Origin of the sequence: Mycolicibacterium duvalii, assembly GCF_010726645.1 — a bacterium.
Lineage (GTDB): Bacteria > Actinomycetota > Actinomycetes > Mycobacteriales > Mycobacteriaceae > Mycobacterium > Mycobacterium duvalii.
On sequence record NZ_AP022563.1, the window covers coordinates 3988224 to 4012954 of the forward strand.

Annotated in this window: 26 protein-coding genes and 1 riboswitch; of the genes, 20 read left to right on the plus strand and 6 right to left on the minus strand. The window is 69.8% G+C overall.

What is annotated here, in order from left to right; translation table 11 throughout:
- Positions 1-2: 2 nt before the first annotated feature.
- Together G6N31_RS18840 and G6N31_RS18845 are read left to right on the plus strand one after the other, a co-directional pair.
- The gene (locus tag G6N31_RS18840) at positions 3-2216 is read left to right on the plus strand and encodes an AAA family ATPase (protein WP_098000964.1); all 2214 of its coding nucleotides are present in this window, start codon (positions 3-5) and stop codon (positions 2214-2216) included.
- An 89-nt stretch (positions 2217-2305) separates the two neighbouring features.
- Positions 2306-2764 carry a DUF1707 domain-containing protein gene (locus G6N31_RS18845; RefSeq protein ID WP_098000966.1) on the plus strand — a complete coding sequence of 153 codons (459 nt, stop codon included), beginning with the start codon at positions 2306-2308 and terminating at the stop codon, positions 2762-2764.
- On the opposite strand, the gene G6N31_RS18850 is transcribed toward G6N31_RS18845, so the two are convergent.
- Positions 2709-4199, minus strand: coding sequence for a potassium/proton antiporter (locus tag G6N31_RS18850; protein WP_098000968.1), 1491 nt, complete (start codon positions 4197-4199; stop codon positions 2709-2711). The genes G6N31_RS18845 and G6N31_RS18850 overlap by 56 nt on opposite strands.
- Positions 4200-4284: 85 nt before the next feature.
- Between G6N31_RS18850 and G6N31_RS18855 the strand changes: the two genes are divergently transcribed.
- The 8 genes from G6N31_RS18855 (at position 4285) to G6N31_RS18890 (ending at position 12039) form a co-directional block, all read left to right on the plus strand.
- Positions 4285-5004 (plus strand): potassium channel family protein, encoded by a 720-nt coding sequence (locus G6N31_RS18855; RefSeq protein WP_098000970.1) that lies wholly within the window; start codon positions 4285-4287, stop codon positions 5002-5004.
- Between the two features lie 115 nt (positions 5005-5119).
- Positions 5120-8014, plus strand: a complete 2895-nt coding sequence (locus G6N31_RS18860; RefSeq protein ID WP_098000972.1) for a Na+/H+ antiporter subunit A — start codon at positions 5120-5122, stop codon at positions 8012-8014.
- Entirely contained in the window at positions 8011-8481 is a 471-nt protein-coding gene (locus G6N31_RS18865) for a Na(+)/H(+) antiporter subunit C (RefSeq protein WP_098000974.1), read from the plus strand. Before G6N31_RS18860 ends, G6N31_RS18865 begins: the two co-directional genes overlap by 4 nt.
- A complete protein-coding gene (locus G6N31_RS18870) occupies positions 8478-10091 on the plus strand; it encodes a Na+/H+ antiporter subunit D (protein WP_163722257.1) in 1614 nt (537 codons plus the stop codon). Before G6N31_RS18865 ends, G6N31_RS18870 begins: the two co-directional genes overlap by 4 nt.
- 8 nt (positions 10092-10099) lie before the next feature.
- Positions 10100-10636 (plus strand): Na+/H+ antiporter subunit E, encoded by a 537-nt coding sequence (locus tag G6N31_RS18875; RefSeq protein WP_098000976.1) that lies wholly within the window; start codon positions 10100-10102, stop codon positions 10634-10636.
- A complete protein-coding gene (locus G6N31_RS18880) occupies positions 10633-10920 on the plus strand; it encodes a monovalent cation/H+ antiporter complex subunit F (protein WP_098000978.1) in 288 nt (95 codons plus the stop codon). Before G6N31_RS18875 ends, G6N31_RS18880 begins: the two co-directional genes overlap by 4 nt.
- Entirely contained in the window at positions 10917-11285 is a 369-nt protein-coding gene (mnhG, locus tag G6N31_RS18885; RefSeq protein WP_098000980.1) for a monovalent cation/H(+) antiporter subunit G, read from the plus strand. Before G6N31_RS18880 ends, mnhG begins: the two co-directional genes overlap by 4 nt.
- Positions 11266-12039 carry an SAM-dependent methyltransferase gene (locus G6N31_RS18890; protein WP_098000982.1) on the plus strand — a complete coding sequence of 258 codons (774 nt, stop codon included), beginning with the start codon at positions 11266-11268 and terminating at the stop codon, positions 12037-12039. The genes mnhG and G6N31_RS18890 overlap by 20 nt, the downstream gene beginning before the upstream one ends.
- A 3-nt stretch (positions 12040-12042) precedes the next feature.
- On the opposite strand, the gene G6N31_RS18895 is transcribed toward G6N31_RS18890, so the two are convergent.
- From G6N31_RS18895 to napA, 5 genes are read right to left on the minus strand one after another with little or no spacing between them, the layout of a single operon-like run.
- Positions 12043-12675 (minus strand): LON peptidase substrate-binding domain-containing protein, encoded by a 633-nt coding sequence (locus G6N31_RS18895; RefSeq protein WP_098000984.1) that lies wholly within the window; start codon positions 12673-12675, stop codon positions 12043-12045.
- A 2-nt stretch (positions 12676-12677) separates the two neighbouring features.
- Entirely contained in the window at positions 12678-13808 is a 1131-nt protein-coding gene (locus G6N31_RS18900; protein ID WP_098000986.1) for a glutamate--cysteine ligase, read from the minus strand.
- Positions 13789-14496, minus strand: coding sequence for a superoxide dismutase[Cu-Zn] (gene sodC / locus G6N31_RS18905; protein WP_098000988.1), 708 nt, complete (start codon positions 14494-14496; stop codon positions 13789-13791). The genes G6N31_RS18900 and sodC overlap by 20 nt, the downstream gene beginning before the upstream one ends.
- Positions 14497-14521: 25 nt before the next feature.
- Positions 14522-14977 carry a LytR C-terminal domain-containing protein gene (locus G6N31_RS18910; protein ID WP_098000990.1) on the minus strand — a complete coding sequence of 152 codons (456 nt, stop codon included), beginning with the start codon at positions 14975-14977 and terminating at the stop codon, positions 14522-14524.
- Between the two features lie 53 nt (positions 14978-15030).
- On the minus strand, positions 15031-15339 hold the full coding sequence (gene napA, locus G6N31_RS18915) for a nucleoid-associated protein NapA (RefSeq protein ID WP_098000992.1): 309 nt from the start codon (positions 15337-15339) through the stop codon (positions 15031-15033).
- A 174-nt stretch (positions 15340-15513) separates the two neighbouring features.
- Here napA and G6N31_RS18920 point away from each other — a divergent pair, with 174 nt between their 5' ends.
- The 10 genes from G6N31_RS18920 (at position 15514) to G6N31_RS18960 (ending at position 24724) form a co-directional block, all read left to right on the plus strand.
- Positions 15514-16107 (plus strand): peptide deformylase, encoded by a 594-nt coding sequence (locus tag G6N31_RS18920; protein WP_098000994.1) that lies wholly within the window; start codon positions 15514-15516, stop codon positions 16105-16107.
- Positions 16108-16119: 12 nt separating this feature from the next.
- A complete protein-coding gene (locus G6N31_RS18925; RefSeq protein ID WP_276057859.1) occupies positions 16120-17007 on the plus strand; it encodes an N-acetylglutamate synthase, CG3035 family in 888 nt (295 codons plus the stop codon).
- A gap of 5 nt (positions 17008-17012) precedes the next feature.
- A complete protein-coding gene (locus G6N31_RS18930; protein ID WP_098001129.1) occupies positions 17013-17828 on the plus strand; it encodes an exodeoxyribonuclease III in 816 nt (271 codons plus the stop codon).
- Positions 17829-17873: 45 nt separating this feature from the next.
- A riboswitch (TPP riboswitch) is annotated at positions 17874-17983 on the plus strand.
- Positions 17975-19567 (plus strand): phosphomethylpyrimidine synthase ThiC, encoded by a 1593-nt coding sequence (gene thiC / locus G6N31_RS18935; RefSeq protein WP_098000998.1) that lies wholly within the window; start codon positions 17975-17977, stop codon positions 19565-19567. It overlaps the preceding riboswitch by 9 nt.
- Positions 19564-20403, plus strand: coding sequence for a bifunctional hydroxymethylpyrimidine kinase/phosphomethylpyrimidine kinase (gene thiD / locus G6N31_RS18940; RefSeq protein ID WP_179964202.1), 840 nt, complete (start codon positions 19564-19566; stop codon positions 20401-20403). Before thiC ends, thiD begins: the two co-directional genes overlap by 4 nt.
- A complete protein-coding gene (locus tag G6N31_RS27540) occupies positions 20397-21017 on the plus strand; it encodes an alpha/beta hydrolase family protein (RefSeq protein WP_234815147.1) in 621 nt (206 codons plus the stop codon). The genes thiD and G6N31_RS27540 overlap by 7 nt, the downstream gene beginning before the upstream one ends.
- Before the next feature lie 14 nt (positions 21018-21031).
- Complete coding sequence (locus G6N31_RS27545; RefSeq protein ID WP_234815148.1) at positions 21032-21670, plus strand: DUF4190 domain-containing protein; 639 nt, start codon at positions 21032-21034, stop codon at positions 21668-21670.
- Positions 21671-21700: 30 nt separating this feature from the next.
- On the plus strand, positions 21701-23191 hold the full coding sequence (locus G6N31_RS18950; RefSeq protein ID WP_098001000.1) for a flavin-containing monooxygenase: 1491 nt from the start codon (positions 21701-21703) through the stop codon (positions 23189-23191).
- Positions 23192-23198: 7 nt separating this feature from the next.
- On the plus strand, positions 23199-23465 hold the full coding sequence (locus G6N31_RS18955; RefSeq protein WP_098001002.1) for a DoxX-related protein: 267 nt from the start codon (positions 23199-23201) through the stop codon (positions 23463-23465).
- 56 nt (positions 23466-23521) lie between these two features.
- A complete protein-coding gene (locus tag G6N31_RS18960) occupies positions 23522-24724 on the plus strand; it encodes an APC family permease (protein ID WP_098001004.1) in 1203 nt (400 codons plus the stop codon).
- Positions 24725-24731 lie beyond the last annotated feature (7 nt).

A 24731-nucleotide genomic window follows, 5' to 3' on the forward strand; every position in this document is an offset into this window, starting at 1 on the left:
CCGTGTCATCGGTCGACGAGGCGGCGGCCCGCGGTGGGACACCCCCGCATCTGACGCTGACCGCCCGGCTGAACACCTCCGCGCTGGACTCGCGCCGCGGCGTGGTGCGGCTGCACCCCGAGGCCGTCGCCGCGCTGGGAATCCGGGAGTGGGACGCGGTGTCGCTGACCGGGACGCGCACCACCGCCGCGGTCGTCGGAATGGCGCCGGCCGGTACTCCGACGGGGACCGCGCTGCTCGACGACGTGACCCTGTCCAATGCGGGCCTGCGTGAAGACAGCGCGGTGCTGGTGTCGCCGGTGACCGTGCTCGGGGCCCGCGAGGTGACGCTGAGCGGCTCACGGCTCACGACCCAGTCGCTGTCGCCGGCGACGCTGCGCCAGGCCCTGCTCGGGAAGGTGATGACCGTCGGCGACACGGTGTCGCTGCTGCCGCGCGACCTCGGCCCGGGCACCTCGACGTCGGCGGCCAGCAGCGCATTGGCCGCCACGGTCGGGATCACCTGGACCTCCGAGCTGCTGACGGTCACCGGTGTCGATCCCGCCGGACCGGTGAGCGTGCAACCGAATTCGATGGTCTGCTGGGGTCATTCAGCCAGCACAGCAGCGCCGCCGCGCACCGGAGCACACGTCGTGACCGCGTCGGCGCCACCGACCATCGGCTTCGATGACCTCAAAGGCGCACACACCCAGGCGGGCCGGCTCAAGGAGTGGCTCAAGCTGGCCCTGGACCAGCCGGAGCTCCTCGAAAAGCTGGGCGCCACAGCGAATCTCGGTGTGCTGGTGTCGGGGCCGGCCGGTGTCGGCAAAGCGACGCTGGTGCGCACCGTCTGCGCCGACCGCCGCCTGGTGGAGCTGGACGGGCCCGAGGTCGGCTCGGTGCGCGCCGAGGACCGGCTGGCCAACGTGACCTCGGCGGTGACCGCGGTGCGCGACGGCGGCGGGGTGCTGCTGGTCACCGACATCGATGCGCTGCTGGGGGTGCCCGCAGACCCGGTGGCCACGCTGATCCTCACCGAACTGCGCAAGGCGGTGTCCACCCGGGGGGTCGCGTTCGTCGCGACCACGGCACGGCCCGACGCCATCGACCCGCGACTGCGCGCGCCCGATCTCTGCGACCGCGAGTTGGGCCTGAGCCTGCCGGACGGCACCGTCCGGGCGCAGCTGCTGGAGGCACTGCTGCGTGACGTGCCGTCCGAGGATCTCGCACTGCAGGAGATCGCCGACCGCACGCCGGGATTCGTCGTGGCCGACCTGGCCGCCCTGATCCGGGAGGCCGCGTTGCGCGCCGCCGCGCGCGCCAGCGAAACCGGGGAGCCGCCGACGCTGCGGCAGGAAGACCTGACCGGAGCGCTCGGCGTGATCCGGCCGCTGTCCCGGTCGGCCACCGAGGAGGTGTCGGTCGGCGCGGTCACCCTCGACGACGTCGGCGACATGGCCGACACCAAGCAGGCACTCACCGAGGCGGTGCTGTGGCCGCTGCAGCATCCCGAGACCTTCCAACGTCTCGGCGTCGCGCCCCCGCGCGGCGTGCTGCTCTACGGCCCGCCCGGCTGCGGCAAGACGTTCGTCGTGCGGGCGCTGGCGAGCTCGGGCCGGCTCAGTGTGCATGCGGTCAAAGGCGCTGAGCTGATGGACAAGTGGGTGGGTTCCTCGGAGAAGGCGGTCCGCGAGCTGTTCCAGCGCGCCCGCGACTCCGCACCGTCGCTGGTGTTCCTCGACGAGATCGATGCGCTCACCCCGCGGCGCGGCCAGAGTTTCGACTCCGGGGTCACCGACCGAGTGGTGGCCGCGATGCTCACCGAACTCGACGGCATCGAGCCGCTGCGTGACGTCGTAGTGCTGGGCGCGACGAACCGGCCCGACCTCATCGACCCGGCACTGCTGCGACCCGGTCGGCTGGAGAAGCTGGTGTTCGTCGAACCGCCCGACGCCGAGGCCCGCGCCCAGATTCTGCGGACGGCGGGCAAGGCCGTGCCGCTGGCCTCCGAAGGCCCAGACGCCGTTGACCTCGAGTCCCTGGCCGCCGATCTCGACGGCTACAGCGCCGCCGACTGCGTGGCCCTGCTGCGTGAGGCCGCGTTGACGGCGATGCGCCGTTCGATCGACGCGGCCGACGTCACCGCCGCCGACGTCGCGGCAGCACGCGAGACCGTCCGCCCGTCGCTGGACGCGGGGCAGGTCGAGGCGCTGCGCGCCTTCGCCGACAATCGCTGACCTGCAGATTCACCCGTGGATAATATCTTGACAACGACAAGATGGTGCGGCATCGTGGAACTAGTCGCTGTCAAGATTTGGGAGGTTCCATGACCCCGACAACGCGCGCCGGAGACCGACAACGCGACGCGACCGCAGGCGTGCTCGGACAGGCACTGGTCGAGGGGTACCTCGACCTCGCCGAGTACGACGCCCGCCTGCAGTCCGTCTACGACGCCACCACGACGCCGGATCTGGACCGGCTCACCGCGGACCTACCCGTGGCCCAGCTCCGGCGACACGACCCGCGCCGCCGGGCCGCGCGCCGCGCCGCAGCGCGGCGGGCCTTCCGGATTCACCTGGCTGCCTACCTGACGATGGTGGTCGTCGTGTTGACCGTCTGGCTGGCCGTCGGGTTGTCTTCGGGCGCGTGGTACTTCTGGCCCATCTGGCCGATCATGGGTGCGGGCATCGGCCTGGTCGCGCACCGGCTTCCTTGCGGGCCGCCCATGCCTAACCCGACTCGCCGTACTCATCGAACCAGTACGCGAGTTTGCCGCGCCGGCTGACCGCGCGCAGCCGCCGCTCGGCCAGATCGCGGGTGGCGGTGGTCGTGACGATCAACAAGTCGTCGTTCACCTGCAGTCGGGTCAGCGGCTCGGGGACGAATGACCTGCCGTCCCGCACGATCAGCGTGATCACGCTGGGGTCGGGCAGACGCAGTTCGAGCACCGTCACGTTGTGCAACCGCGACCCGGGCAGCACAGTCATCGTCAGCAACTCCGCGCCGAGCACATCCAGCGGCGCAGCGTCGACCTGGATTTCGCGGGTGGTGTCGCGCGGGATCAGATTCAGTCGCGCCGCGACCATCCGTAGGCTCGGTCCCTGCACCACGGTGAACAGCACGACGAGGATGAACACGATGTGCAGCAGCCGCCAACTGTCGGCCACCCCCTCCACGATCGGGTAGGTCGCGAGCACGATCGGGACCGCGCCGCGCAGCCCCGCCCAGGACAGGAACACCTGCTCGCGCACGGGAATCCGAAACCCCAACAGCGACACCAGGACCGACAACGGACGAGCCACCAGCAGCAACCCCAGCCCGGCGACGGCCGCCGGCACGATCTCGTCGATCAGGTCCATCGGCGTCACCAGCAGACCGAGGATCACGAACAAGCCGATCTGCGCCAGCCAGGCCGACCCCTCGGCGAAGGACCGGGTCGCCGACCGGTGCGGCAGACCGGAGTTCGCCAGCACCACCCCGGCCAGATACGCGGCGAGGAAGGCGCTGGCGTTCGCCGCGCCCGCCGCGGCGAACGCCAGCATGCCCAGCCCGAAGGTGGCCAGCGGGTACAGACCCGCCGCCGGCAGCGCGATCCGCCGCAACGCCATCGCCCCCAGCAGACCGCACCCCAGCCCGATCAGCGCACCGATCGACAGCTGATAGACCAGCGTCCACGCGATCTCACCGGGCTCCAGATGCAGCGGCGTCACGCTGAACAACAGCACTAGGATCACTGCCGGGGCGTCGTTGAACCCCGACTCGGCCTCGAGCAGTCCGCTCAGCCGCCGCGGCAGCGGCACCACCCGCAGGATGGAGAACACCGCGGCGGCGTCCGTGCTGGACACGATCGCGCCCAGCAGCAGCGCCAGTTGCCAGTCCATTCCGAGCAGGAAGTGCACGATCGCCGCGGTCACCACGGTGCTCACTCCGACACCGACGGTGGCCAGCACGCCGGCCGGAGCCAGAACCTTGCGGATGTCGCTGAACCGGGTGGTCAGCCCGCCTTCGACGAGGATCACGCCCAGCGCGGCGGTCCCCAGTTCCTGCGCCAACTGCGCATTGTCGAAGTCGAGGCCGACCTGACCGATCCCGATACCGACGGCGAGGAAGAGCAATAGGCTGGGCAGGCCGGCCCCGGTGGCCAACCTGGTCGCGACGATGCTCGCCAGCAGCACCAAGCCGCCGATGAACAAGGCCACGTACAGCTGGTGCAGGCTCAACAGTCCTCACTCGCGTCGTGGCCGGGTTCCGGTTGCCAGTAAATCAGCAGCGGCCGCCCCGCGACCGCGCCGAAAGGAGATTGCGTTGCGAATCGCCGTCGCCGGGGCCGGTGCCGTCGGGCGGTCGGTCGCACAGGAGTTGGTGTCCTACGGACACAAGGTGCTGCTGATCGAGAAGCTGGTCGAGCGCTATCAGCCGGCGACGGTCCCCGGTGCCGAGTGGTTCCTCGCCGACGCGTGTGAGGTCGCATCGCTGGAGGAAGCCGAGATGCAGATCTGCGACGTCGCGATCGCGGCCACCGGCGACGACAAGGCCAACCTCGCGATGGCGCTGCTCGCGAAGTCGGAGTTCGGCATCGACCGCGTCGTGGCCCGCATCAACGATGCACGCAACGCGTGGCTGTTCACCGAAGCGTGGGGCGTCGACGTCGCGGTGTCGACGCCGGTGGCCCTGGTCGCCGCGGTGGAGGGGGCGATCGACGTCGGGCACCTGGTCCGGCTGATGGAGTTGGGGCGCAGCCTGCCGACGGGCGCCGGGCGGCGCTCGGCCAACGTCGCGAAATTCACTCTGCCCGACGACAGCCCACTGGTCGGGCGGCGGATCGGCGAGCTCGCGCTGCCCGACGACACCGCGCTGGTCAGCGTGGTGCGGGGCGATCGCTTGATCCTGGGCGCGGCCGACGACGAGTTGCGCGCCGGCGACGAGCTCGTCTTCGTGTCCGGCGCCGCGGCCGAAGACCGCGTCACGGCCATGGTCTCCGGTGCCGCACTGCCACGACTTCGCCGCCGAAAGACATCCCCGTAGACTGGGAGGGACTTCGGAGTCCGTCGGCTGTCCCGTATCTGGTGCTATGCCCGACGGCCTCCGCCCCCAGGGTGTCTCCACGGGCGCCCCGCCGACCCCGCGACGAGACGGAGCCATGCTCGCCATCCTTGCTGCCCATGCAGTAGCCACGGTGTTGGCGCCGCTGCTGGTGTACCGCTGGGGCCGCGGCGCGTTCTATCCGCTGGCGCTGGTCCCGCTGGGCTCGCTGGTGTGGGTGCTGACCAACTGGCCGGGCCAGGGCGAGTCCCACACCGTCACCGTGCCGTGGGTGCCGGAGCTGTCGATGGACATCGCGTTGCGGTTCGACCCCCTCGCCGCGCTGATGAGCGTGCTGGTGCTCGGGATCGGGGCGCTGGTGCTGCTCTACTGCGCCGACTACTTCCGTCACCACGACGGCCGCCCCGAGCGGCGGCTGCCCAGCTTCGCCGCGGAGATGGTCGCCTTCTCCGGTGCCATGTTCGGCCTGGTCACCAGCGACAACATGCTGGTGCTCTACGTCTTCTGGGAAACCACCACGGTGCTGTCGTTCCTGCTGGTGGGCCACTACGCCGAGCGCGCCACCAGCCGCCGCGCCGCCACCCAGGCGCTGCTGGTGACGACGTTCGGCGGCCTGGCGATGCTGGTCGGCATCATCATGCTCGGCAACATGTCCGGCACCTACCTGCTGTCGGAGCTGATCGCCGAGCCGCCCAGCAGCCTCGCAGCCTCGGTCGCCGTGGTACTGATCCTGGTCGGCGCGCTGTCGAAGTCGGCGATCGTGCCGATGCACTTCTGGCTGCCCGGCGCGATGGCGGCACCCACCCCGGTCAGCGCCTATCTGCACGCGGCGGCCATGGTCAAGGCCGGTGTCTACCTGATCGCCCGGATGACCCCCGGCTTCTCCGACGCCCCCGAGTGGCGCCCGACCGTGATCGGCCTCGGGCTGCTGACGATGCTGCTCGCCGGCTGGCGAGCAATGCGCGAATACGACCTGAAACTCATCCTGGCGTTCGGCACGGTCAGCCAGCTGGGCTTCATCACCGTCATGGTCGGCACCGGTGGCAGCCAGATGATGCTGGCCGGACTGGCGCTGCTGTGCGCGCACGCGATGTTCAAGGCCACGCTGTTCATGGTGGTGGGCATCATCGACCACACCACCGGCACCCGCGACATCCGCCGGCTGGCCTGGCTCGGTGACCGCAGCAAGCCTCTGCTGTTCATCGCCGCCGGCGCGACGGCGAGCATGGCCGCGCTGCCCCCCTTCTTCGGCTTCATCGCCAAGGAGGCCGACTTCGAAACCGTCCTGCACAGCCCGTATCTCGGGGCCGCGGCCCCGTTCGTCCTCGCCGGTCTGGTGGCGGGCTCGGTCCTGACGACGGTGTACTCGCTGCGGTTCATGTTCGGTGCGTTCGGGCGCAAGGGCCTGCCGCAACCGAGCACCCGGGTCGCCGAGATGCACCGCCCGGAGCCGACGTTCCTGATCCCGCCCGCGATCCTGTCGGCGGCGGGCCTGATCTTCGGCTTGTGGCCCACCGAGCTCGACCGGGTGCTGCAGCTCTATTCCGACACGGTGCCCGACCCGGCCGGTTATGTCGCCAAGGACTACCACCTGGCGTTGTGGCACGGCTTCAACCTGCCGTTGCTGCTGTCGGCGGTCGTGCTGGCCGGCGGCGCCGCGATGTATTTCTCGCGACGAACGTTGCGGCGCAGGCCTCTTCGCGCCTCCCTCGGCAACGCCGACAAGATCTACGACGCCGTGGTCCGCGGCGCCGACCTGCTCTCGGTGCGGGCCACCTCGGTGATCCAGCGCGGTTCGATCCCGGCCACGCAGTCGGTGATCCTGTCGACACTGGTGGTACTGCCGCTCGTCGTGTTGTGGGTCGGTGCCCGCGACCGGCCGCGGTTCGAGATCCTGAACTCGGCCCCACAGGTCGTCGTCGGGCTGTTGATGCTCGCCGCGGCACTGGCGACGACCGTGATGCGCAACCGGTTGGCCGCGGTGTTGCTGGTCGGTGTCACCGGCTACGGCTGCGGCGCGATCTTCGCGTTCCACGGGGCCCCGGACCTCGCGCTGACGCAGTTCCTGGTGGAGACGCTGACGCTGGTGGTGTTCGTGCTGGTGCTCCGCGTCCTTCCGGCCGAGACCGGCGGCGAGGACATCCGACGCTTCCGGTGGCCGCGGGCGGCGCTGGCGCTGGCGGTCGGAGCGACGGTCAGCACGATCGCCGCGTTCGCGATGGCTGCCCGCTCCGGCCGGTCGGTCGCCGAACTCCTGCCCGACGCCGCCTACGAGCGCGGCCACGGCTACAACACCGTCAACGTGCTGCTGGTCGACATCCGCGCCTGGGACACCATGGGCGAGGTCGCGGTACTGCTGGTCGCGGCGACCGGGGTCGCGTCGATGGTGTTCCGCGACAGGCGCTTCGGCGCCGCGCCCCGGGTCGCCGACGCCGGTCAGCCCGACATCGGCAGGGTGGCACACGTCAAGCACAGCCCCGCCGCCGGCGACATCACCTGGCTGCGCGGCAGCGAGCTGCGCGACCCGCGGAACCGCTCGCTGGTCCTCGAGGTCGCCACCCGGCTGATCTTCCCGGTGATGATGGTGCTGTCGCTGTACTTCTTCTTCGCCGGGCACAACACGCCCGGCGGCGGCTTCGCCGGCGGTCTGATGGCCGGCCTCGCGCTGGTGCTGCGCTACCTGGCCGGCGGCCGTTACGAGCTCGGGGAAACCCTGCCGCTGGATGCGGGCAAGATCCTCGGCACCGGGCTGGCGCTGGGGGCCGGTACCGCGGTGGGATCGGTGCTGCTCGGCGCGCCGGCGCTGTCCTCGGCGCTGATCGAGGTCGAGGTGCCGGTGCTGGGCACCGTCAAGTTCGTCACCGCGCTGTTCTTCGACCTGGGCGTGTACCTGATCGTGGTGGGCCTGGTGCTCGACGTGCTGCGCAGTCTCGGAGCACGCATCGACGAGGAGTTGACCGAGCAACGACGGACGGTGGTGGCCCCGCGATGACGGTTCCGATCTTCTCCCTGGTCATCATCGGCGGGCTGGTCAGCGCCGGGGTGTATCTGCTGCTCGAACGGCACCTGACCCGCATGTTGCTCGGGCTGCTGCTGATCAGCAATGCCATCAATCTGCTGATCCTGATGGCCGGCGGCCGGTCGGGCAACCCGCCGGTGCGGGGCCGCACCAGCGGTGAGAACACGACCACCGCCGACCCGCTGGTGCAGGCGCTGATCCTGACCGCGATCGTGATCACGATGGGCGTCGCGGCGTTCGTGCTCGCACTGACCTACCGGTCCTACCGGCTCAACACCATCGAGGAAGTCAGCAACGACCCCGAGGACACTCGAGTCTCGCAGCGCAGCGGTTCCGACGTCATCGACGATTTCGAGGGGCTGCCCGAGCCCGACTCCAGCATCGACACGGATCTGCCCGACGAACTCGACGCCCTCCCCGGACATCAGGGGTCGCGGTGATCGAGAACTTCGCGACGACGTTCACGCCGCTGCCGGTGCTGGTGCCGCTGCTTGCCGCCGCGGCCACCTTGTTCGCCGGCCGGCGGCCGCGACTGCAGCGGGCGATCGCCATCGTCGCGCTGTCGGTCGTCGTCGCCGTCGCCGCCGTGCTGACCTACCTCGCCGACCACGCGGGCACGATCGCCCTGCAGGTCGGCGGGTGGGGTCCGACCGAGGACGGCCTGGGCCCGCTCGGCATCACCCTGGTCGTCGACCGCCTCTCGGCGCTGATGGTGCTGGTGTCGTCGATCGTGCTGCTGGTGGTGGTGTTCTACGCGATCGGCCAGGGCATCCGGGACGGTGACGGCCGCCAACCGGTGTCGATCTTCCTTCCGACCTACCTGGTGCTGTCGACCGGCGTGTTCATGGCGTTCCTGGCCGGCGACCTGTTCAACCTGTTCGTCGGCTTCGAGGTGCTGCTGATCGCGAGCTTCGTGCTGCTGACCATCGGCGGCAGCAAGGAGCGGGTGCGGGCCGGCGTCTCCTACGTCATGGTGTCGATGGTGTCCTCACTGGTGTTCCTGCTGGGCATCGGTCTCGTCTACGCCGCCACCGGCACCCTCAACCTCGCCGAACTGTCGCTGCGGCTGGCCGACATCCCCGAGGGCACGCGGATGGCGCTGTTCGCGGTGCTGCTGGTCGCCTTCGGCATCAAGGCGGCGGTATTCCCGCTGTCGTCGTGGCTGCCCGACTCGTATCCCACCGCGCCGGCGCCGGTCACCGCGGTGTTCGCGGGCCTGCTGACCAAAGTCGGGGTCTACGCGATCATCCGTGCGCACTCGTTGCTGTTCCCCGGCGGCGGGATGGACCGGGTGCTGTTGGTGGCGGGCCTGCTGACGATGCTGCTCGGCATCCTGGGCGCCATCGCGCAGAGCGACATCAAACGGTTGTTGTCGTTCACCCTGGTCAGCCACATCGGGTACATGGTGTTCGGCGTGGCGTTGTCCACCCAGCTCGGCATGTCCGGCGCGATTTACTATGTCGCCCATCACATCCTGGTGCAGACGACGTTGTTCCTCGTGGTCGGATTGATCGAACGCCAAGCCGGCGCCTCGACCTTGCAGCGGCTCGGCGGCCTGGCCGCCGCGAGTCCGCTGCTCGCGTTCGTCTTCGTCGTGCCGGCGTTGAATCTCGGTGGCATCCCGCCGTTCTCGGGCTTCATCGGCAAGGTGGCGCTGCTCGAGGCCGGCGCCGAGGTCGGGTCGGTGCTGGCCTGGATGCTGGTCGCGGGCAGCGTCGTCACCAGCCTGCTGACGCTCTACGTGGTCGCCCGGGTGTGGACGAAGGCATTCTGGCGCGCCCGCAAGGACGCCCCGGAAGGCCACCTGTCGGCCGCCGCCCCGGCGGTACTGCTCGACGACACCGAGGAGTCGATGGACGTCGAGTACGTCGACCGCGATGACGTCGGCCGGATGCCTCCCGGGATGCTGATCCCGACCGGCGCGCTGATCGTGGTCGGGCTGCTGCTGACGGTGCTGGCCGGGCCGATCGTCGCCTACAGCGACCGCGCCGCGCAGGAGGTCCTCGACCGCAGCCAGTACATCACCGCGGTGCTGGGGGACAGCCGATGAAGACGCCGATGCGTGCGATGGCGCTGCGGATCTGGCTGGTGTGCTGGCTGGTTCTGGTGTGGCTGCTGCTGTGGGGCAGCGTCTCGGCGGCCAACATCCTGTCCGGCCTGGCCGTCGCGCTGGTCATCATGCTGCTGCTTCCGCTGCCGCCGGTGCCGGTCGAAGGCCGGGTGCACCTGCTCTCGCTGATCCGGCTGGTCCTCATGGTGGCCGGTCGGTTGGTGGTGTCGTCGGCGCAGGTCGCCTGGCTGGCCATCCGCCCGGGCCCGCCCCCGATGTCGGCAGTGCTGCGCGCGCACGTCAACGTGAAGTCGGACCTGGTGCTGGCGCTGGCCGCCAACATCATCAACCTGACGCCGGGCACCATCGCGCTGGAGATCGATCAGCCCCGCCGCCTGATGTACATCCACGTTCTCGGCGTCGACAACGACAGGGCGCTGCAGAGCTTCTACCACCAGATCTCGAGTCTGGAGAAATTGTTGGTCACGGCGTTCGAACGCGACGCCGATTGGCAACCGTCGGCACGGGAACAGGATTCGCGATGAACGTCGTCTGGACAGCGGCGGGCGTGATGCTGGCCGCAGCTGCCATCGCCACCATGCTGCGGATGTTGATGGGTCCGACCACCCTGGACCGGCTGGTGGCGTTGGACACGCTCGTCGCGGTGACGATGTGTGCCGTGGGCACCTGGGCCGCATTCAGCCGCGACACCACGGTCACCTACAGCCTCACCGCGCTGGCCCTGATCACCTTCGTCGGCTCGGTGTCCGTCGCGCGCTTCCGCGTCCCCGATGTCGCCGATCCCGCCGAGAAAGGACCCGAGCGATGACCGTGGCCGACATCGTCACCAGCGTGCTGGTCCTGTCCGGGTCGGCGCTGGCGCTGAGTGCCGCCATCGGCGTGGTCCGCTTCCCGGACACCCTGGCACGCATGCACGCGGCGACCAAGCCCCAGGTGCTGGGTCTGCTGCTGGTGCTGGCCGGCGCGGCGATCCGCCTGCGCGGCAACGTCGACTTCGGCATGCTGATCCTGACCGGGATGTTCACCGTCATCACCGCACCGGTGATCGCCAATCGGGTCGGCCAGTTGGCCTACCGGGAGCAGAACATTCGCGACGATCTGTTGACCAGGGACGAGATGCTTGAATCCGCCGCCGATCGGGAACCCGGCGGGCATGACTCTCCCCCACGCTGAGAACTGGGGCGCCGACGAAGGCGTCGGCCGCACCGCGCTCGGCGTGGCCATGGCCCGGGCCCAGGAAAGCTCGTCGCAGTGCCCGCTGTTCACCGATCCGTTCTCGCACCTGTTCGTCGACGCTGCCGCCGCGATGACCCCCCGACTGTCCGAGCAGCAACAGTGCTCGGCGACCAGCTATGCCGCCACCCGGACCAAGTGGTTCGACGACTACTTTCTGTCCGCCAGTGCGGCCGGCCTGGCCCAGGTCGTGATGATCGCGGCGGAACTGGACACCCGCGCCTGGCGGCTGCCGTGGCTGCCCGACACCGTGGTCTACGAGGTGGACCGGCCGAAGCTGCTGCAGTTCAAGGTCGAGACGCTGAAAGTCTCCGGCGCTCAACCGAACACCGCGTACGTGCCGGTGCCCGCTGACCTGCATGACGACTGGCCGCAGGCACTGCGAGACGCGGGTTTCGACCCCTGCGAACCCACGGCGTGGTCGGTGGAAGGGCTGTTGCCGTGCATCTCCACGGCGGCTCAGCACCGACTGTTCGAGCGGATCGGCCTCTACAGCGCCCGCGGCAGCCGGATCGCGGTCGAGGCCGGCCTCCCCCCGGACGGAGCCGACGTGGCGGCATGGCTGTGTGCGCAGCGCTGGGAGGTGACATCGATCGACGCCGCGGAACTGTTCAGCCGATACCACCGCGCGGCCGCTCCCGGAGGCGACGAATCACTCGGGCGCAACATCTTCGTCGAGGGCCGACTGCTCTAGCGGTCAGTCCGACAGCCCGAACTCCACCATCGCCACCACGGTGTCCACGGCGTCGGACAGCGCCGCGACCCGCTCGGCCACCGTCGGGGCGGACAGGACCGCGTAGCGGTCCGCCTGCCCCATCGGGAGCCGGGTCGTCAACGCGTACAACCACAGTGCGGCATCACCCGACTCGTCGGCGCCGGCGACGATGTCGCGCCCGCGGACCTCGACCCCGCGTTGGGCGGCGATCCGCTCGAACAGCGCGACCATCCGGTCCTCGATGTCGCGGATCGCGGCGACGTCCACCGGCCGGCCGGGCTCGTCGGGCCAGAACTCGACGACCGCACGTGGGTACGGGTCGTCGGGTAGCCACTCGAGCACCCGGATCCGTTCGCCCATCGCACATTCGAGTCGATACCGGCCGGCACCCTGGTCGGCGTAGGAGGTGATGTGGGCCAGCGCTCCGACATCGCTGCGCTCATCTCCCCCACCGACCTCCCGGCCCGCCGCGATCAGCACCACGCCGAACGCCGGGTCGTCGGTGGCCAGGCAGTCCCGCACCAGCGCGGCGTACCGTGGCTCGAAGATCCGCAGCGGCAGTTCCTCACCGGGCAGCATGGCCACCTGCAGCGGGAACATCGGCAGCGTCGGCACGCTCAGACCACCAGCTCGCCGACCAGCGCGTCGACCACCGCTCGCAGGTCACCGTCGTGCTCCTCGGCGACGCGGCGCTGACGCTGATAGGAGGCGCCGGTGCGGTAGATGTCGGCCACCCGGGCCAGTTCGTCGGAGCACCGCAGTGACTTCGCCACCGGCGCAAGACGTTCCAACAGCTCGTCGAGGTCGTCGGTGACCAACCGCTCGTTGCTGTCGGCGTCCAGGATGACGATCGCGTCCAACCCGTAACGGGCGGCGCGCCACTTGTTCTCCTGCACGTGCCAGGGCGGCATCACCGGCAACGTCTCGCCCGCATCGAACCGGCGGTCCAGGTCGACGATCAGGCAGTGCGTCAGCGCCACCAATGCGGAGAGCTCGTGGATGTTGGACACCCCGTCGAAGATCCGTACCTCGATGGTGCCAAGATGCGGCGAAGGGCGGATGTCCCAACGGATCTCGTTCATGTGGTCGATGATCCCGGTCTTCTTCTGGTCCGAGACGAAACCCTCGAACTCGCGCCACTCCTGGAAATGGAACGGCAGCCCGGCGGTCGGCAGCTGCTGGAACATCATCGACCGGTTGCTGGCGTATCCGGTGTCCTCGCCGTCCCAGTACGGTGACGACGCCGACAACGCGAGGAGATGCGGATAGTAGTGCAGCAGCGAGGTGATGATCGGCATCACCTTGTGCGCCGAGCTCACCCCGACGTGGACGTGCACGCCCCAGATCAGCATCTGCCGGCCCCACCACTGCGTCCGTTTGATCAGCTCCGCGTAGCGGGGCGCATCGGTCAGCTTCTGCACAGACCAGTGCGCGAACGGATGCGTGCCCGCGCAGAACAACTCCATGCCGCGCTGCCGCACGATCTCGCGTACCGGTCGCAGCGTGGCGGCCAGGTCATCCATCGCCTGCCCGGAGTTCTCGCAGATCCCGGTGACGATCTCCACGGTGTTGCGCAGCAACTCCTTGTGCACGCGCGGATTCTCGCCCAGTTCGGCGATCACCGAGACGGCTTCGTTGCTGAGGTCCCGGCTCTCGGCGTCGACGAGTGCGAACTCCCATTCCACACCGACGGTCGGCCGGGCCGACCCGGCGAACTCGATCCGGGTGTCAGCCGCGGCCGATGACACCGCACGCCACCCGCGCGCCGGCGTCGCCCGTGTCCAGGGTGGTCTGGTCCGGTGGCGGGTCGCCGTTGATCTGCTGGTAGCGCTCCGGCGGGATGTTGGCGTAGTTGTCGGGCTTCTCGTGGATCATGATGGCCGTGCCGCCCTCGGCCAGCAGATCCTCGGCGGTGAACGCGTCGGTGGTGGTGACGAGCATGCCTTCGCCGTCCTGCCGGATCTGCAGCGCCGACAGGTCCCCCTTGGCCGGGTGGCCCTCGTTGTCCCGGGCGCTGTGCAGATGGCCGCCCGCGGAACCGAAGTCGGTGGGCGCGCCTCCGGTCGGCGACACCGAGTCGGGCTCGCACTTGCCGACCGAGTGGATGTGCAGACCGTGGAAGCCCGGCGTCAGCCGGCCCTGCCCGGTGGTCTCGACGGTGACGGTGGCATAGCCGTCGCCGAACTGGATGTCGGCGGTGGCCACGGTGGTGCCCTCGGCATTGCGGATGTCGGCGCTCAACGTCTCTCCGCTACCGGCGGCGGTACCCCCGTGACCCGATCCGTGCTCGTCAGGCCCGGCTGTGGGCGACGGCGACCCGGTCCAGATGGCCGGAGTGGTGCCCGGCGTATCGGACGGGACCTCCCCCGGGGGCGAGCAGGCGCTCAACACGAGTGCGGGCGCGGCGAACAGGGTGGCGGCGACAGTCCTACGCATGGGGGTCCTACGCATGAGCAAGAGCCTAGCCAATGACCGCGACGATCACGCCCGGTGGTTGCTCCACCAGGGGCGGCACCCGGGGAGCGACCGGCGCTTCGAGCAGCCTGCCGATGTCCTCGGCGGCCTGCTGCTCGCCCGGCGCATCACTGAAGTACACCGTGGTCACGGTGGTTTCGGGCAGCGCCAGATTCCCGGTCTCGGCGACGGTCCACCCCTCGTCGCGCAACCGGTTGGCGGTCGCCTCCGCGGCGCCGGCAACCTCGGAGATGTTGAACACCCGCACCTCGGGCCGGGCCGGTTCGGCCGAGGTCGGCGTCGCTGAGGTGGTGGTGGTGGTCGTGGCCGCGACCGACGACTCCTCGTCGTCGGAGCCGCCGCCCAGCGACTGCAGCGCCACCAACAGGAAAACCACGCCGAGGAACAACAGGACCATCACCATGGCGCGCAGGGGCAGCCCTGAGGAATCTCGCTGGTTCATCGGCGCCTACTGTATCGACCTCGTCGGCCGGGCAGGAAAAGCTCGCGTACCGATCAGGTCACATCGAAGCCGAGACGACGCGCGGCCCGCGCCTTCTGCCGGCTGGCCCGCAGCCTGCGCAGCCTCTTGACCAGCATCGGGTCGGCAGCCAGCGCCTCGGGGCGGTCCACCAGGGCATTGAGCACCTGGTAGTACCGGGTGGCCGACATCGAGAACAACTCCTTGATGGCGTCTTCCTTGGACCCCGCGTACTTCCACCATTGCCGCTCGAAGGCCAAGATGTCGTGCTCCCGACGGCTCAGGCCGTCGGCGGGTTCGGTGTCGTCCCCGGACTGCTCAGCCCGCGCGATGGCGCCGTCCATATCGCTGTTGGACCCTTCCGACAATTGAGAATGACATCCGTGTGGTTTTTCGCTGGTATTCAATCACGGCTCGGTCACAGGCGGGGCCGCGGATCGCCGCGCGTCGGCGGGAAAATCGGCCCGAAGATCCGCACGGAGAATCTCGCAGGGGGCGCGGCATTAAGCTGGCCCACCATGGCCGTACGTCCGATCCGCATCGTGGGCGATCCCGTTCTGCACACCGCCACCGAGCCGGTGCCGGTCGCCGAGGACGGTTCGCTGCCCGCCGATGTCGCCGACCTCATCGCCGATCTCTACGACACGATGGACGCCGCCCACGGAGTTGGGCTGGCCGCCAACCAGATCGGGGTGTCCCGGCGGGTCTTCGTCTACGACTGCGCCGACGCGCGGGGCAAGACCCTGCGTCGGCGCGGGGTCGTGGTCAACCCGGTACTGGAAACGTCAGACGTTCCCGAAACCATGCCCGACCCCGAGGACGACGACGAGGGCTGCCTGTCGGTGCCCGGCGAGTCCTTCCCGACCGGACGCGCGTCGTGGGCGCGGGTGACCGGACTCGACGCCGACGGCGCACCGATCACCATCGAGGGCACCGATCTGTTCGCCCGGATGCTGCAACACGAAACCGGGCACCTCGACGGCTTCCTCTATCTGGACCGATTGATCGGCCGCAACGCCCGCAGCGCCAAGCGCGCCGTCAAATCCCACGGCTGGGGCGTACCCGGGCTGTCCTGGATGCCCGGCGAGGATCCCGATCCGTTCGGGCACTGAGCCGTGCCCGCGATGCCGGAGGCCGGGGCCCGGGTCAGCCTGCGCTACCGGTTACCGCCGGGAGAGGTCCCACCGCTGACCGATGCGGTCGGCCGCCTCCTCGAGACCGCGCCGGCTGTCCTGGTACAGACCAGAAGTGGCGAGGTCGTCACGATCGACCCGGCCGACGTGGTGGCCGTGCGCGTGCTGCCCGAGGTGCCGGTGCGCACCGGCGCGATCCGCAACCTCGAGCACGCCGCAGCACTGGCCTGGCCCGGCACCGAGCAGCAGTGGGTCGACGGCTGGTTCCTGCGCCACGGCGGCGCCACCCGCCGCGCCAATTCCGCTGTGCCGCTGCGCTTCACCTCCCACAGTGAGATCGCTGCCGTGGCCCGATGGTATGCCGACCGTGGCCTCCCGGCCCTGATCTCCGCGCCGGACCGGCTCTTCCGGATCCCCGGCGGCGTCCCGACGGACGCCGAGAACCTGGTCATGGCAAGCGAAATCGGCACCGACACCGACGCTGCGGCCCCGATCGAGGTGTCTGCCGTGCCGGGTGACCGCTGGCTCGAGCTCTACCAGCGGGACGTGCCGATCGAGGTGCTGACCGCCGTCGTCGACGGTCAGGTCGGGTTCGGCTCGCTGGCCGATGCCGCGGTGGGCCGCGTCGCGCTGACCGAGGCTCCCGACGGGACGCGGTGGGCCGGCATCTCGGCGGTGCGGGTGGCCGAGTCCGCGCGCCGGCAAGGCTTGGCGCGAACGCTGTGCACCGGGCTGCTGGGCTGGGCGCGGCAACGCGGAGCAACACAGGCCTACGTGCAGGTGGTGGTCGAGAACACCGGCGCGCGCTCGCTCTACGAGTCGATGGGCTTCTGGGTGCACCATCGGTCGCGGTACGTGCGCGCCGACGCTCTACTGTGAAGTCCATGCGTCTGGCCACCTGGAACGTCAACTCCATCCGCGCGCGGGTGGACCGGGTCACCGACTGGCTGTCCCGCGCCGACGTCGACGTGCTGGCGATGCAGGAGACCAAGTGCTCCGACGACCAGTTCCCGACCATGCCGTTCGCCGCGCTGGGCTACGAGGTCGTGCACTGCGGCTTCAACCAGTGGAACGGGGTGGCCATCGCCTCGCGGGTCGGCATCGACGACGTCGCGGTGGGTTTCGACGGCCAGCCGACCTGGAGTGACAAACCCGACGCCGAAGCCGCCGCGGAAGCACGCGCGCTGGGTGCGACGTGCGACGGAGTGCGGGTGTGGAGCCTCTACGTCCCCAACGGGCGCACGGTCGACTCACCGCACTACGCCTACAAGCTGGAATGGCTTGCCGCGCTCCGCAAGACAGCTTCCGACTGGCTCACGACGGACCCCGCGGCGCCGATCGCGCTGGTCGGCGACTGGAACATCGCCCCGACCGACGAGGACGTCTGGAGCGTGGAGTTCTACCGGCACAGCACCCACGTCACCCCACCCGAACGCGACGCGTTCGCGGCCATCGTCGAAGCCGGCTTCACCGACGTGGTCCGCCCGCACACGCCCGGCCCGGACGTGTTCACCTACTGGGACTACACGCAGTTGCGGTTCCCGAAGAACCGCGGCATGCGCATCGATTTCATTCTCGGCTCACCGGCTCTGGCCGAGCGTGTCGAGCACGCCGAGATCGTCCGCGACGAACGCAAGACCGGCAAGAACCGGGTGGGCAGTCCCAGCGACCACGCGCCCGTGCTGGTGACACTGCGGTAGCGGTCTCCCCTTCACAGCGTTACCCGACTGCGCTAGCGTGGCACCCGTCAACCACGCGGGAGCGCGTACCGAGCGCGCTGAGAGGACGGGTAGGCCCGTCGACCGTACGAACCTGACCGGGTAATGCCGGCGTAGGGAGGACCGAAATGTCTGATGTCCGTGTCGCACCAGTTGTCACCACCGGCCCCATCGCGGGCAGCAGCAAGGTCTATGCCGGCGATTCGCGGGTCCCGTTCCGCCGCGTGCACCTCACCACCGGCGAGCACCTCGACCTGTACGACACGTCGGGGCCGTACACCGACGACACCGCCGTGATCGACCTGGAGGCGGGCCTGCCCCGCCGGCCCGTGGTGACCGACCGCGGCACCCAGCTGCAGCGCGCCCGCCGCGGCGAGATCACCGCGGAGATGGCCTTCATCGCCGAACGCGAAGGCGTGCCAGCAGAACTGGTTCGCGACGAGGTCGCCCGCGGCCGGGCGGTCATCCCGGCCAACCACCGCCACCCCGAGGCCGAACCGATGATCATCGGCAAGGCGTTCGCGGTGAAAGTCAATGCCAACATCGGCAATTCGGCGGTGTCGTCATCGATCGCCGAGGAAGTCGACAAGATGGTGTGGGCCACCCGATGGGGCGCCGACACCATCATGGACCTGTCCACCGGTCGCGACATCCACACCACCAGGGAGTGGATTCTGCGCAACTCCCCCGTTCCGGTCGGCACCGTGCCGATCTACCAGGCGCTGGAGAAGACCGACGGAGATCCGACCAAGCTGACCTGGGAGCTCTACCGCGACACCGTGATCGAACAGTGCGAGCAGGGTGTGGACTACATGACGGTGCACGCCGGGGTGCTGCTGCGCCACATCCCGCTGACCGTCGACCGCGTCACCGGCATCGTCTCCCGCGGCGGCTCGATCATGGCGGCCTGGTGTCTGGCCCATCACCAGGAGTCGTTCCTCTACACCCACTTCGAAGAGCTCTGCGACATCCTCGCCCGGTACGACGTCACCTTCTCGCTCGGCGACGGGCTGCGACCGGGGTCCATCGCCGACGCCAACGACGCCGCGCAGTTCGCCGAGCTGCGCACCCTCGGTGAGCTGACGACGATCGCGAAATCGCATGGCGTACAGGTGATGATCGAAGGACCCGGGCACGTGCCGATGCACAAGATCGTCGAGAACGTCCGGCTCGAGGAGGAGTGGTGTGACGAGGCGCCCTTCTACACCCTGGGTCCGCTGGCCACCGACATCGCACCGGCCTACGACCACATCACCTCGGCGATCGGCGCCGCGATGATCGCCCAGGCCGGCACCGCGATGTTGTGCTACGTCACCCCGAAGGAACACCTCGGCCTGCCCAACCGCAAGGACGTCAAGGACGGCGTCATCGCCTACAAGATCGCCGCGCACGCAGCCGATCTCGCCAAGGGGCACCCCCGCGCGCAGCTCCGCGACGACGCGTTGTCGCGGGCGCGGTTCGAGTTCCGCTGGGAAGACCAGTTCAACCTGTCGCTGGACCCCGACACCGCCCGCGCGTACCACGACGAGACCCTGCCCGCCGCGCCGGCGAAGACCGCGCATTTCTGCTCGATGTGCGGGCCGAAGTTCTGCTCGATGCGGATCAGCCACGAGGTGCGCGACACCTATCAGAACCAGGTCTACGAGCAGGGCATGGCCGACAAGGCCCGCGAGTTCGCCGAGCACGGCAACCGGGTGTACCTACCGGTCGTGACGCCGTGACCTATCTCCCGCTGTCACCGCCCGGCCGCACCCCGCTGCGGGTGATGACCATCGCGGGGTCGGACTCCGGTGGCGGTGCGGGCATCCAGGCCGACCTGCGCACCTTCGCCCTGCTCGGGGTGCACGGGCTGGTCGCGGTGACGGCCGTGACGGTGCAGAACTCGTTGGGTGTCAAAGGCTTCCACGAGATCCCGCTCGACGTGATCGCCGGGCAGATCGACGAGGTGGTCTCCGACATCGGGTTGCAGGCCGCCAAGACCGGCATGCTGGCGTCGGCGGAGATCATCGGCACCGTCGCCGACGCGTGGGAGCGTCAGGGCCTGCCCGGGCGGGTTCCGCTGGTGGTGGACCCGGTGTGCGCCTCGATGCACGGCGATCCGCTGCTGCACCCCAGCGCGCTGACCTCCTTGAAGGACCGGCTGTTTCCGCTGGCCACGCTGGTCACTCCCAACCTCGACGAGGTGCGTCTGCTCACCGGCATCGAGGTGGTCGACGACGACAGCCAGCGCGCGGCCGCGCGGGCGCTGCACGCCATGGGGCCGCGGTGGGCGCTGGTCAAGGGCGGGCACCTGCGCGCGTCGACGCACAGCCCGGACCTGCTGTTCGACGGCAACGACTTTCACGAGTTCGACTCCGTGCGCATCGACACCGGCCACGACCACGGTGCCGGCGACACGCTGGCGGCGGCGATCGCCAGCGCGCTGGCACACGGTTACCCGGTCCCGGACGCGGTCGCGTTCGGAAAGCGCTGGGTGACCGAATGCCTGAAGGCGGCCTACCCGCTGGGTCAGGGCCACGGCCCGGTGTCGGCGCTGTTCCGGCTCGGCGAATGCTAGCCGGACTCGACGACATCGCCGGCATCGCCCACGAACCCGACGGCACTCCGGTCGGCGTGGTGGCGCTGACCCACGGCGCCGGCGGCAGCCGCGAATCGGCGATGCTCACGGCGCTGTGTGACCAGTGGGCGCGGCGCGGGTGGCTCGCGGTCCGCTACAACCTGCCCTACCGCCGGCGCCGACCGAAGGGCCCACCGTCCGGTTCGGCGGCCACCGACATGGCGGGCATCGTCGAGGCGGTCGCCACGGTGCGGGGCCTCGCCGCCGGGCCCGTCATCGCCGGCGGACACTCCTACGGCGGTCGGCTGACCTCGATGGCCGTCGCCGACGGCCTCGAGGTCGACGTGCTGACGCTGTTCTCCTATCCGCTGCATCCGCCGGGCAAGCCGGAACGGTCCCGCACCGAGCACCTGCCTCGGATCGCCGTGCCGACGGTGTTCACCCACGGCACCTCCGATCCGTTCGGCACGATCGACGAACTGCGCCCGGCGGTAGACCTGATCGCCGCGCCCACCCGGATCGTCGAGGTCACCGGCGCGCGCCACGATCTGGCCGCCAAGACGCTCGACGTCCCGGCGCTGGCCGTCGACGCCGCCCTGGACCTGCTGGGCTGAGTTATCGTCGCCGGGTGACCGCACCGCCACCGCCCCCGCTGCCGTACCAGTACGGCCCGGCGCCGGGCGGCCCTCCGCCGTACCGCCAGGCGCCCAGGACCAACTGGTGGGCGATCGTGTCGCTGGTCTTCGGCCTCATCGGCGGTGTGGTGATCAGCCTGGCCTGCGGCGTGGTGGGCCTGATCAAGAGCAAGGAGTACGGCCGCGGCCGGGGGATGGCGATCGCCGGGATCGTGCTCTCGGTGGTGTGGATGGTCGGTGTGGGCGTCGCCATCGTGATCTTCGGTGTGTTCGGGACGTCCACAGGCAACGTCACCGCCACCGACGTCGCCGAGGGCGACTGCCTGGCCGAGATCCCCGAGGGAGATCGGGTGCTGCGGGTGCAGACCGTCGACTGTGCGCAGCCGCACGCCGGTGAGGTTTTCGCGGTGCTGATGGTGCCCGACGGCGAGTTCCCCGGCGACGCGGCCATCGCCGCGTACTCCGAGAACTGCGCACCTGAGCTGGAGTCCTACGCGCCGTCGGCGGTCACCGACGACTCCGTGCAGCTCTACGTGCTCTACCCGACCGAAGAGACCTGGGCCGACGGCGACCGCGCAGTGACCTGCATCGCGACGACGGACCCGCCGCGGGCCGGGTCTCTCCGAGGCTGAGTTTCCCCGGACCTCGGGTACCGTCTGGTCATGCCTTCGGAGCACTTCGACGCGCTCATCGTGGGTGCGGGGTTCGCCGGGATCGGCGCCGCGATCCAACTCAAGCGCATGGGTTACCAGAACTTCGTGATCCTCGACCGCGAGGACGACCTGGGCGGCACCTGGTACGTCAACCACTACCCGGGTCTGGCCGTCGACGTCCCCACCACCACCTACTCGTACTTCTTCGAGCCCAACCCCAACTGGTCGCGGCTGTTCTCCACCGGCACGGAGATCAAGCGGTACGCCGACGATGTGGCCGACAAGTACGACGTGCGCCGCCACATCCGGTTCAACACCACCGTGGAGGGCGCCCGCTGGGACGAGGACGCGTCGCTGTGGCGGGTCAACGTCGCCGACGGTCCCGAGCTGACAGCACAGTTCCTGTTCACCGCCACCGGGTTCCTGTCCCAGCCCAAGCTGCCCGACATCCCCGGCATCGCCGACTTCGCCGGCAAGGTCGTGCACACCACCGACTGGGACGACACCTACGACCCCACCGGTGAGCGGATCGCCGTGATCGGCACCGGCGCCACCGCCGTTCAGCTGATCCCCGAACTGGCCAGGACCGCCGCCGACCTGACCGTCTACCAGCGGACCCCGATCTGGGTGGCGCCCAAGCTCGACTTCCCGATCTCCGACCGCACCAAGCGGCTGTTCGCCCGGCTGCCGTGGACGCAGCGCATCGTCCGCGCGATCACCGACACCATCTACGAGGCCATGATCAACGTCGGGGTGGTGCACTACCGCGTCCCGTTGTTCCGCCGCCTGAACATCTCGGCGATGGACCTGTGCAAGATCAACCAGTTCATCCAGGTCCGGGACAAGGAGCTGCGGCGCCGGCTCACGCCGGACTACGACATCGGGTGCAAGCGGCCCACGTTCTCCAACAGCTACTTCCGCACCTTCACCAAGCCGCACGTGCACCTGCAGAGCGACGGCATCGACCACGTCACCGCCGACGGGATCGTCAACGCCGACGGCACCACGACCGCCATCGACACCTTGGTGCTGGCCACCGGCTTCGATCTGTGGGAGGCCAACTTCCCGGCCATCGAGGTGATCGGCCGCGACGGCCGCAACCTCGGAAAGTGGTGGCGCGAGAACAGGTTCTGCGCCTATCAGGGTGTCTCGATGCCCGGCTTCCCGAACTATCTGAGCCTGGCCAGTCCGTACGCGTTCCTGGGCTTGAACTTCTTCAACACCATGGAGTACCAGATGCGGCTGATGGACCGGCTCTTCGGTGAACTCCAGCACCGCGGCGCCGCCACGTTCGAGGTGACCGAGCAGGCCAACGCGGCCTACCTGGACCGGATGACCGAACTGCTGGGCGACTCGCTGTGGACGCTGGGTAACTGTGCGGGGTCGCGGTCGTACTATTTCAACCCGCATGGCGAACCGAGCCTGCTGCGGCCGATGTCGACGCAGGACGCCATCGAGGAGGCCTCGACCTTCCCGCTCACCGACTACCAACTCACCTAGGAGCATCGTGCCCCAACAGAACTCACGCGCTGCGACCATCACCGGAATCCTGTTGGCCGTCACGGGGCTGTCCCACTTCGTCGCCCCGCAGCTCTACGACGAGTTCACCAAGCCGGCGTTCCCGGAGGACACCCGCACCCACGTCTACATCGACGGGGCGATCGAGACGGCGGTCGGGGTGGGCCTGGCGGTGCCGAAGACCCGCAAGATCGCGCTGGCCGGCCTGGTCGGCTACCTGCTCTACCTGGGCGCGAACGTGGTGCGTAACCGCTGACCTCTCTGCAGCGCCGCCTCGGCGTCTCGGACGCGGTCGTCATCGGCCTCGGCTCGATGATCGGGGCCGGAATCTTCGCTGCGCTCGGACCCGCGGCCGCAGCGGCCGGGTCCGGACTGCTGATCGGACTGGCCATCGCGGCCGTGGTGGCGTACTGCAACGCGACGTCCTCGGCCCGGCTGGCCGCCCGCTACCCGCAGTCCGGGGGTACGTATGTGTACGGCCGCGAACGGCTCGGCGCTTTCTGGGGCTACCTGGCCGGCTGGTCCTTCGTCGTCGGCAAGACCGCGTCCTGCGCGGCGATGGCCCTGACCGTCGGGGCCTATGTCTGGCCGGCCCATGCCGGCGCGGTGGCGGTCGCCGCGGTGGTGGCACTGACCGCGGTGAACTACCGCGGCGTGCAGAAGTCCGCGGCGCTGACCCGGGCGATCGTCGGGGTCGTGCTCGGGGTGCTGGCGGCCGTGGTGGTGACCTGCCTGTCCTCCGACCGGGCGGACGTCGCCCGGTTGAGCTTCGGAGCCGACATCACCGTCGGCGGGGTGCTGCAGGCCGGGGGGCTGCTGTTCTTCGCGTTTGCCGGGTACGCCCGGATCGCCACGCTGGGCGAGGAGGTCCGCGACCCGGCCCGGACGATCCCCCGGGCGATCCCGCTGGCGCTGGGCATCACGCTGGCCGTCTATGCCGCGGTGGCGGTGGCGGCGCTGACCGTCCTCGGGGTCGACGACCTGGGGGCGTCGGTCGCCCCGCTGACCGACGCGGTCCGCGCCGCCGGGGTCCCCGGCCTGGTCCCGGTCGTGCAGGTCGGCGCGGCGGTCGCCGCGCTCGGATCGCTGCTCGCCCTCGTGCTGGGGGTGTCCCGCACCACCTTGGCGATGGCCCGGGACCGCCACCTTCCGCACGTGCTGGCAGCGGTGCACCCCCGGTTCGGAGTCCCGCACCGCGCCGAACTGGCCGTCGCGGCGGTCGTGGTGGTGGTCGCGGCGACCGTGGACGTGCGCGGCGCGATCGGCTTCTCGTCATTCGGCGTGCTGCTCTACTACGCCATCGCCAACGCCGCTGCGTGGACCCTGAATCCGGACGAGGGTCGCCCACCGCGGCTGATACCGCTGCTCGGCGTGGCCGGGTGCGTGGTCCTGGCGTTCGCGCTGCCGCTGGTGTCGGTGGTCAGCGGAGCGGCCGTCGTCGCGGGCGGCGCGCTGCTCTACGGGGTGCGCCGCGCACTGTCCTCGGCTGGCGGTGCCTGGCGCGATGGTGTGTAGTCACATC